At 61.7% G+C, this 8,289-nt stretch carries 10 protein-coding genes and 3 tRNA genes (1 of these 13 only partly in view); 7 read left to right on the top strand and 6 right to left on the bottom strand.

Annotation, left to right across the window (positions count from 1 at the left end):
• From ACO550_RS29520 to ACO550_RS29510, 3 genes are all read left to right on the top strand, one after another.
• A tRNA-Gly gene (locus tag ACO550_RS29520) sits at window positions 1-22 on the top strand (it extends 154 nt beyond the left edge of the window).
• Window positions 23-150: 128 nt separating this feature from the next.
• Window positions 151-224, top strand: a tRNA-Cys gene (locus tag ACO550_RS29515).
• Between the two features lie 422 nt (window positions 225-646).
• Window positions 647-1,882 (top strand): cation:proton antiporter domain-containing protein, encoded by a 1,236-nt coding sequence (locus ACO550_RS29510; RefSeq protein ID WP_315598834.1) that lies wholly within the window; start codon window positions 647-649, stop codon window positions 1,880-1,882.
• 21 nt (window positions 1,883-1,903) lie between these two features.
• Here ACO550_RS29510 and ACO550_RS29505 read toward each other — a convergent pair whose 3' ends face one another.
• Entirely contained in the window at window positions 1,904-2,824 is a 921-nt protein-coding gene (locus ACO550_RS29505; RefSeq protein WP_315598833.1) for a LysR family transcriptional regulator, read from the bottom strand.
• A 102-nt stretch (window positions 2,825-2,926) separates the two neighbouring features.
• On the opposite strand from ACO550_RS29505, the gene ACO550_RS29500 reads away from it, so the two are divergent.
• Complete coding sequence (locus ACO550_RS29500; protein ID WP_315598832.1) at window positions 2,927-4,018, top strand: putative sulfate exporter family transporter; 1,092 nt, start codon at window positions 2,927-2,929, stop codon at window positions 4,016-4,018.
• A gap of 40 nt (window positions 4,019-4,058) precedes the next feature.
• Here the strand turns inward: ACO550_RS29500 and ACO550_RS29495 are convergent.
• Window positions 4,059-4,145 (bottom strand) — tRNA-Leu (locus tag ACO550_RS29495).
• 178 nt (window positions 4,146-4,323) lie between these two features.
• On the opposite strand from ACO550_RS29495, the gene ACO550_RS29490 reads away from it, so the two are divergent.
• The 3 genes from ACO550_RS29490 to ACO550_RS29480 all read left to right on the top strand — a co-directional run bounded on the left by ACO550_RS29490 (window position 4,324) and on the right by ACO550_RS29480 (window position 5,874).
• A complete protein-coding gene (locus ACO550_RS29490; protein ID WP_315598831.1) occupies window positions 4,324-4,686 on the top strand; it encodes a hypothetical protein in 363 nt (120 codons plus the stop codon).
• Window positions 4,687-5,007: 321 nt separating this feature from the next.
• On the top strand, window positions 5,008-5,277 hold the full coding sequence (locus ACO550_RS29485) for a hypothetical protein (RefSeq protein ID WP_315598830.1): 270 nt from the start codon (window positions 5,008-5,010) through the stop codon (window positions 5,275-5,277).
• 189 nt (window positions 5,278-5,466) lie between these two features.
• Window positions 5,467-5,874 (top strand): heme-binding protein, encoded by a 408-nt coding sequence (locus ACO550_RS29480; RefSeq protein ID WP_315598829.1) that lies wholly within the window; start codon window positions 5,467-5,469, stop codon window positions 5,872-5,874.
• A 220-nt stretch (window positions 5,875-6,094) separates the two neighbouring features.
• On the opposite strand, the gene ACO550_RS29475 is transcribed toward ACO550_RS29480, so the two are convergent.
• From ACO550_RS29475 to ACO550_RS29460, 4 genes are all read right to left on the bottom strand, one after another.
• On the bottom strand, window positions 6,095-6,427 hold the full coding sequence (locus tag ACO550_RS29475) for a hemin uptake protein HemP (RefSeq protein ID WP_315598828.1): 333 nt from the start codon (window positions 6,425-6,427) through the stop codon (window positions 6,095-6,097).
• 292 nt (window positions 6,428-6,719) lie between these two features.
• The gene (locus ACO550_RS29470; protein WP_315598827.1) at window positions 6,720-7,133 is read right to left on the bottom strand and encodes a biopolymer transporter ExbD; all 414 of its coding nucleotides are present in this window, start codon (window positions 7,131-7,133) and stop codon (window positions 6,720-6,722) included.
• 33 nt (window positions 7,134-7,166) lie between these two features.
• On the bottom strand, window positions 7,167-7,898 hold the full coding sequence (locus ACO550_RS29465; RefSeq protein ID WP_315598826.1) for a MotA/TolQ/ExbB proton channel family protein: 732 nt from the start codon (window positions 7,896-7,898) through the stop codon (window positions 7,167-7,169).
• A 52-nt stretch (window positions 7,899-7,950) separates the two neighbouring features.
• On the bottom strand, window positions 7,951-8,289 hold a 339-nt coding region (locus ACO550_RS29460), incomplete at its 5' end, for an energy transducer TonB (protein WP_485995052.1).

The following is an 8,289-nucleotide window of genomic DNA, read 5'->3' as shown; positions in this document are numbered from 1 at the left end:
TCGAGACTCGTCTCCCGCTCCAAATCCCAAAGGGAAGCAGCGCTTCCCTTTTTCTTTAGCAGTATTGGCATCATTAGCGGTTGTTTCCCGTTGCAAGGTGGTCGGCACGACGCCAGCGACGAATCCGGATACAATCCAGCATCGTCACCTGGCGGGGTGGCAGAGTGGTTATGCAGCGGCCTGCAAAGCCGTGTACGCCGGTTCGATTCCGACCTCCGCCTCCAGTTGCAAGCAAACGGCGCCCAATAGGGCGCCGTTTGTTTTTCCAGATCGGTTTCATCCATCACTTCGCATCGATACCTCGCATCGATACCGCGCATCGATAAGCGCGAAGATTTTGCGATTTATCTCAGACTGAACCGCGTGCCTCGCGTGTTACATTACGTCATGCCGTACGCATTCGGGACGGCGCCTGGCGTGGCAAGCCACCTCGCGTAGTCGTATTCCGATGCATTCCCCTTGCCGTGGCGTGTCGCGATTCATCGTGCGCCTGCGGTCCGCGGCCGCACTTCCCGTACCACCAGCAACCGTTCCTTGCATCCCTTCCCAGGCGACGTGCCCATGCGCGGCGTTCCGGCAGGATGGCGCGTGGGCGTAATGGTGGTGACCACGATCATCGAGACAACCGGAAAGGAACCCCTGACGCATGCAGCACGCCACCCCGCTCATCAGCACAATCGTCGGCGGTATCGTGCTGGCGTTCATCCTGGGTGCGATCGCCAACAAGTTCAAGTTGCCGCCGCTGATTGGCTACCTGTGTGCCGGTATCGTGGTGGGTCCGCACACGCCTGGCTATACCGCAGACCAGGCACTGGCGCCGGAACTGGCGGAACTTGGGGTGATCCTGCTGATGTTCGGTGTCGGGCTGCATTTCTCGATCAAGGACCTGATGGCCGTGAAGAAGATCGCGATTCCAGGCGCGATCGTGCAGATCGGCATTGCCACGGCACTGGGCATGCTGGTGGCGTGGGGCTTCGACTGGCATTGGGGGCAGGGGCTGGTCTATGGCCTGGCACTGTCGGTGGCCAGTACCGTGGTACTGCTGCGCGCGCTGCAGGAGCGCGACCTGATCGAATCGCCGCAGGGGCGCATTGCCGTGGGCTGGCTGATCGTGGAAGACCTTGCCATGGTGCTGACGCTGGTGTTGCTGCCGGCCATGGCGGGACTGCTTGGCGGTGGAGAGGGTGCCGAGGCGACCAAGCCGGCGACCATGGACGTGTTGATCGAGATCTTTGCGACGCTGGGCAAGGTAATCGCGTTCGTCGCGGTAATGCTGGTGGTCGGGCGCCGCTTTATTCCGTGGATGCTTGAGCGCATCGTCTGGACCGGTAGCCGCGAACTGTTCCGTCTTGGTGTGCTGGCTACGGCGCTGGGCGTGGCGTTCGGCGCCTATTCACTTTTCGGGGTTTCGTTCGCGCTGGGCGCTTTCTTCGCCGGCATGGTGCTTGCGGAATCCGAGTTCAGCCACCGCGCGGCCGAGGAATCGCTGCCGCTGCGCGACGCGTTTGCCGTGCTGTTCTTTGTGTCGGTCGGCATGCTGTTCGATCCGATGGTGCTGGTGAATGATCCATGGGGTGTGCTGGCGACATTGCTGATCATCGTGGTCGGCAAGTCGGTCGCGGCGCTGGGCATCGTGCGCGTATTCGGTCATAACAACCGCATCGGCCTCACCATTGCGGTCAGCCTGGCGCAGATCGGCGAGTTCTCATTCATCCTGGCCAGCCTCGGGGTCTACCTGAAGATCTTGCCCGAACGTGGACAGGCACTGATCCTGGCCGGCGCGCTGCTATCGATCCTGCTTAATCCCGTGCTGTTCCACCTGCTCGATCGCTACACGGCACGCGCCGATGGTGAAGGGCAGGGGGATCCGCAACCGGCATGACGCTCTGCACTTGTGGCGCTGTCACTCAGGTCTGCAGCTTGGGGCGGCACCACGCAGGTATTCGGTGAACGCAAGCAGTCCCTGCGTCGGAAACTTGTCCTGATGGACGACCAGTTGCAGCGGACGAATCACGCGCGGCAGGCCGGTACGCAGAACCACCAGCAGCCCGCGCTCGATCTCGTCGCGTACGACATGCAATGACAGGCAACTGACGCCGAACCCACTCATTACCGCGCGCTTGATGGCTTCGGCGTTGCCCAGTTCCAGCGCGAAACGCAGCCCGCCGAGTTCCGGTACCAGACGTGCTTCGATGATTTCGCGCGTGCCGGATCCCGGTTCACGGACGATCCAGTCCGCATCGCGCAGCATCTCATGCAGTGTTTCGGGACGGTCCGCGGCCTTTGCCAGCGGATGGGCGGGGCCAACGATCACCACCATTTCATCGTCGCACCAGTGCATGCTGCGCAAATCGCGCTCATGGCTGGTGCCTTCGATCAGTCCGATATCGACCTCGAACTTCATCAGGGCGTGCAACACGTCCTGTGTATTGCCGATCCGCAGGTCAAGATTGCAGGGCCCGCTCTGCGCATTGCGGAAACCAGCCAGTAGCGCGGGCAGGATATAGCTGCCAATCGTGTTACTTGCGGCGATGCGCAATTCCACGCCACCTTCGGAGGCAAAGCGTTCAAGTTCATGGGCCTGGTCCAGCAGCGACAGGGCCCTTGGGAAAAACTGGCGGCCCGCCTCATTGATCGCCAGGCGCCGCGCCACCCGGTCGAACAGTGCGCCGTTCAACGCGCGCTCGAGTTCGGCCAGCGATGCGCTGACCGCCGATTGGGACATGGCCAGGGAGTCGGCTGCAGCAATGGTGCTGCCATGCTGGGCAATGGATACGAATACCTGCAACTGGCGCAAGGTCAGGCGAAGCGGACGCTGGTCCATGATCTATCGATATATGCGATTAGGCATAACGATATTACCCGTTTTACTGGTTATCGGCTGGTGCGTACGCTTCAAGGCATCGATCAAAACACAGTCGCTGCCATGTCCACGACACCTGCTTCCACCTCCATTCCAGTTGCGATTGCCCCCTCGGCGCTGAATTTGTGGCGTAAGCGCATTCTGACGCTGATTCCGCTCGGAGCCATTGCGTGGCTGGCGCAGGTCCTGGCCGATCACCCGGCGATCTCCAAATACGGCTTGTCTGCGCTAACGCTGGCGATGTTTGCCGGCATGATTGCGGCCAACACCATGCCAAAGCACTGGCTGACCCCGCTGGCCCCCGGCATGCAGGTGGCACGCCACCACATGCTCCGGCTCGGCGTGGCGCTGTATGGCTTGCGCCTCACGTTCGGCGCGATTGCCGCACTGGGTGTTGGTGGGGTGGTGGTGCCGCTGGCGATGCTGGTGGCCACGCTGCTGTTCGGTACCTGGGTGGGCTCATCGTTCTTCGGCCTGAGCCGTCGCGAGGCCATCCTGGTCAGCGCAGGCAGCGCGGTATGTGGTGCGGCGGCGGCCATCGCCGTGTCATCGGTGGTGCGCACCGACGATCGGCAGACGGCTGTTGCCGTGGCCACTGTGGTGCTGTTCGGCACGGTCGGGATGCTGTTGTATCCGTGGATCTATGAGCTTGCGACGCAGCACTGGCATCTGGCCGTGAGCGAGCGGGCATTCGGTATCTTTACTGGCGCCACGCTGCATGAGGTGGCCCAGGTCATCGCATCGGGCAAGATGGTCAGCGATGCCACTGCCGATGCCGCCGTGGTGGCCAAGATGGTGCGTGTGCTGGCGCTGGGTCCGCTGCTGCTGGTCATGGCGCTGTGGCCGCGCACCAGCTGGTCGCAAGAAGCGGGCGGCTCGCGTAACCTGCGTAGCCTGCTGCGTTCGGTGCCGTGGTTTGCCGTGGGTTTCGTGGCGGTGATGGCGCTGAACTCGGCTGCCATGGTGCCGTCGGAATGGAAGCCTGCGCTGATCGCACTCGACAACTGGATGCTGGCTTGCGCAATGCTCGCCATCGGCCTGCACACCCGCATTGGCGACCTGCTGCGCGCCGGCCGCAAGCCGCTGGCCCTGGCAGGTGTGCTGTTTGTGTTCCTGATGGTGTTGGGCGCGGCGCTCTGCGCGATCCTGGTGTAACTTGCCAGGGCGGCAGGGCAGGGAGGCGAAGAAAGTTTGCTGGTGCGGCCGACGGGACTCGAACCCGTAAGCCCGGAAAGGCGGCAGATTTTAAGTCTGCTGAGTCTACCAATTTCTCCACGGCCGCACGGCAAGCCCGGTATTGTGGTGGTTACGCCCGCCAGACGCAAGCCGAATGGTTCGCGCCATATGTGATCCCTCTGTTACCGCCGGTAACAATGTCGATACCTCCGTTTCACCTGGAAATTCGCGACCTCGTACAATAGCAAGCATCAGGATTCTTCCTAACTGCAAGAGGCACGATCATGAAACGTTGGTTGTTCGCAGCATTCGGTGTAGCCGCCGCGCTGGTGTCGGGCGCCGCTATGGCGCGTGTGAACGTCGACGTGGCGATCGGCGTGCCAGGTGTGGTGGTGGGTGGTCCCGCCTACTATCCGCCTGCACCGGCCTACTATGCGCCGCCGCCTCCGGTGGTGGTGGCACCTGCTCCGGTCTACTATGGTCCGCCGCCAGTGGTGGTGCGTCCGGCCCCCGTGTACTACGGCGCGCCGCGTTACTACGGGGGTGGTCCGGGTTACTACTACGGTCCGGGTTGGCGCGGGCATGGTTACTACGGCCGCGGGTATGACCGAGGGTATGGTCATGGGCACGGACACGGTCATCGTTAAAGTTTCGCAGGCCTGAAGGTCGTTGAAAGGTAATTGTCAGGAAAAGCCCCTTATTGGGGCTTTTTCTTTTTCTATGTGCGGGTTTGCGTGCCTACGGTAATGCTTTTTCCGCAAAACGATGGTTGAAGATTGCGTGTGTTGGTTCCCCAAACAAATCGTCGCTCAAAGTTTTTGATCTGACCGATGAACCAAACTGGATTTCCAACCTAGGGTTTCCCCCTAAACTGCCTAGTGTGACGTCGCTCTCACAGCATCGCCTCCCACGATATCCATTGCCTGAGGAGCGCGGCGCCCGTCGTCAAACACAATAAGGGGATTCACATGACTTTGAAACAACGCATCGCGGCCATCGCCGCATTGGGTGCACTCGGGGCGCTGTCTGCATCGGCTTTCGCGGCTCCGGTCAAATCCGATATCTATAGTGGCGGCCAACGTGTCACGGATTCGCGTGACGTCTACACCGACGGGGCACGCGTGACGGATTCGCGCGACGTCTACACCGACGGTGCTCGCGTCACGGATTCGCGTGATGTCTACTCGGATGGCGCGCGCGTCAACGACCGTCGCGACTCCTTTTCGGATGGGGCCTGATCCCCTGGGATTTCGACTGGTTGCCATCATGGAGAAGGCCCGCCGTAGTGCGGGCCTTTTGCTTTGCTTTGAGTCGTCAAGCCTCGCGAACGTTAAGCACCTTGAACTTCGCTGAGGTCCTGGCTCGCCATTTCAGGCACGTGTGGGGCGATATACTACGACCTCAACCCTGAACCGATGGAGAGAGGTATGCAGCAAAAAACCGTACTGACGGCAGATGACGTGAAGCAGGTGCTGGTGGCTGCCGAGGCAGAAGCCAAGGCAAACAACTGGGCCGTCACGATTGTTGTCGTTGATGACGGTGGTCATCCGCTCGGCATGCAGCGCCTGGATGGCGTGGCCCCGATCTCGGCCTACATCGCCACGGAAAAGGCGCGCACCGCTTCGCTGGGCCGCCGCGAGTCCAAGATTTACGAAGACATGATCAACAACGGCCGCTATTCGTTCATGACGGCGCCGGTGCTGCACGGCATGCTCGAAGGTGGCGTGCCTATCGTCGTGAACAACCAGGTAGTAGGCGCGGTGGGCGTGTCGGGCGTGAAGTCGACCGAAGATGTGCAGATCGCACGCGCCGGCATCGCCGCGCTGGGTATCTGATCGTCCGCGTGTTTCGCGACGCGCAGAGAAAGTAGAAAGCCCCGCAGGCGCAACGCCTGCGGGGCTGAATAAAAAATGGCATGGCTGGCATCGGCCAGTAAGGCAGGCACGTTCAAGGTGCTTGCCGCATGGTTGAATCCGATCGTCTGGCTACTGCCTAACACCCGTAGAGGGTGGTCCCCACAAAAGTCTTTACAGGTCTGACCGGGTCAGTGTGCTCTCACTTGGTCAGGATCAGCTTGCCATAGCGCGTCACGCGCAGCGTGTACACGTCGCCGTTATGCAGGATCGGCAGGGTCGTGGCGCCTTGCATGATGGCTTCCAGCGGCACGGCCGGGGTCTTGCTGTCATCGGCCGGGGTTTGGCGCATCAGCGCTTCAAGGCGGGCGGGCAGGGCAGCGACCACCGACTTGACGGATTCCAGGGCCGAGGCAGGCGCCGACGAAGCCGACGACTCGCGGCGGGCCTGCGGGGCAACCTCCACGCGGCGCAGGGACAGGCGGCGGCGCGTGACTTCACGCGGTTGCGACAGCGGCAGGCTCAGGGTGCTCATGGTCTTCTCCGTTCGAAGTAGTTCGAGGTAATTCACGAGGTAGCTCGCGAAGTAGCTTGAAATATGCGATGCAATCGAAAGATCCAGCGTTGCGGATCACAGTGGAAAGGATCTTAAATGAGAACCGTTATCATTACAAGCGTCATCGCATGAAGTTACATCTACATTTGATTTCGCACAGATATGTACATGTCTGAAGCGATGCCGAGGAGCTGGAGCAGATTCGCCGGACAATAAAAAAGGGCACCGCATGGGTGCCCTTCCTGGTTCCTGGCATCGCTCGGATGCAGGATCAATGCTTGGGTTCGGTAATGAAACCGATCTTGCCCAGGCCGCCGTGCTGCGCGGCGGCCATGACCTCGGCCACGCGCTCGTAGCGGACATCGCGGTCCGCACGCAGGTGCAGCTCAGGCTGCGGCTCCTGTTGGGCGGCTTCCGCAATGCGTTGCTCCAGCTGTGGCTGGTCGACCTCTTGCTGGTTCCAGAACACCTTGCCTTGCGCATCCACCGAGACGTTGATGCTTTGCGGCTTGGTGTCGTTGGGCTGGTTGGTCGCGCGCGGCAAGTCGATCTTGACCGCGTGATTGATGACGGGAATCGTGATGATGAAGATGATCAGCAGCACCAGCATGACGTCTACCAGCGGCGTCATGTTGATCTCGCTCATCACCTCGTCATCGTCTCCTTCGAGCGTGCCGAATGCCATGATGCTTTTCCTTCAGGCGCCAGAAAGCGGCGCTTAGTTCTTGACTGCCAGGCGCATCGACGAGTCGTCGGCTGCGCGGTTGGCGGAGGTCGGGCGCACGCGCGCGCCGGTCACGAAGTAGGCGTGCAGGTCATGGGCAAAGCGGTTCAGCTTGTTGATCACGCCCTTGTTGCCGCGGCTCAGGGCGTTGTAGCCCAGCACGGCCGGGATCGCGACGGCCAGGCCGAAGGCGGTCATGATCAGTGCCTCGCCCACCGGGCCAGCCACCTTGTCGATGGTCGGCACGCCCGAGGCGCCAATGCCGATCAGTGCGTGATAGATGCCCCACACGGTGCCGAACAGGCCGACGAACGGTGCGGTCGAGCCCACCGATGCCAACACGGCCAGGCCCGATTGCATGCGGGAAACGGCTTCGTCGATCGCGCTCTTGAGCGAGCGCGTCAGCCAGTCCGAGATGTCCAGCGCGTCATGCAGCTGCGGCTGGCTGGCGCGGTGGTGCTGGGCGGCTTCCTTGCCGGTGACGGCCAGCGTGCGGAACGGGTTGGCATCGCTGGAGCCGAGCGTGTCGAGCGCGTGGTCGAAGTCGTCCGAGTGCCAGAAACGCTTTTCAGCGCCGTGTGCCATTTTCTTGAGGCGAACCAGATCCCACGCCTTGGTGAGAATCACGATCCACGACAGCAGCGACATGATCAGCAGAATGATGGCGGTCGCGCGCATGACGAAATCGCCTTGCGACCAGAGGTGGGAGAGTCCGAGGTCCTGCATGGTGGTTCCTGAAAGTGTCAGTGTTTAAATGTATCGGAAAGATCCGGGGTAGTCAGTTCAGCTCGAATTTGATCGGTTGCTGCGCGGTCGCGGCCAGGGCGCGGCCGTTTTCCATATAGGGCTTGCAGCGAATGGCCTTGGCGGCAGTGACTGCAGCCTCGTCCAGGCGATCCGAACCACTGGTCTTCGAGACCACGGCCTTGATGACCTTGCCGGTATCGTCGAAATTGAGTCGGACCACCGTGGTTCCGGTCTCGCCCATACGCTGCGACTGGCGCGGATAGACCGGTTGCGGGCTCGAGCATGCCATCTCGCCAATTCCGACCGCGCGCGGCGCGGCGTTGGAAGGCGGCGGCGGTGCCGGCGGTTCCGGAGCCGGTGGGGCAGGGGG

It is taken from the genome of Cupriavidus sp. (assembly GCF_057315035.1).
This window is presented reverse-complemented; position numbering and strand designations above follow the sequence as displayed.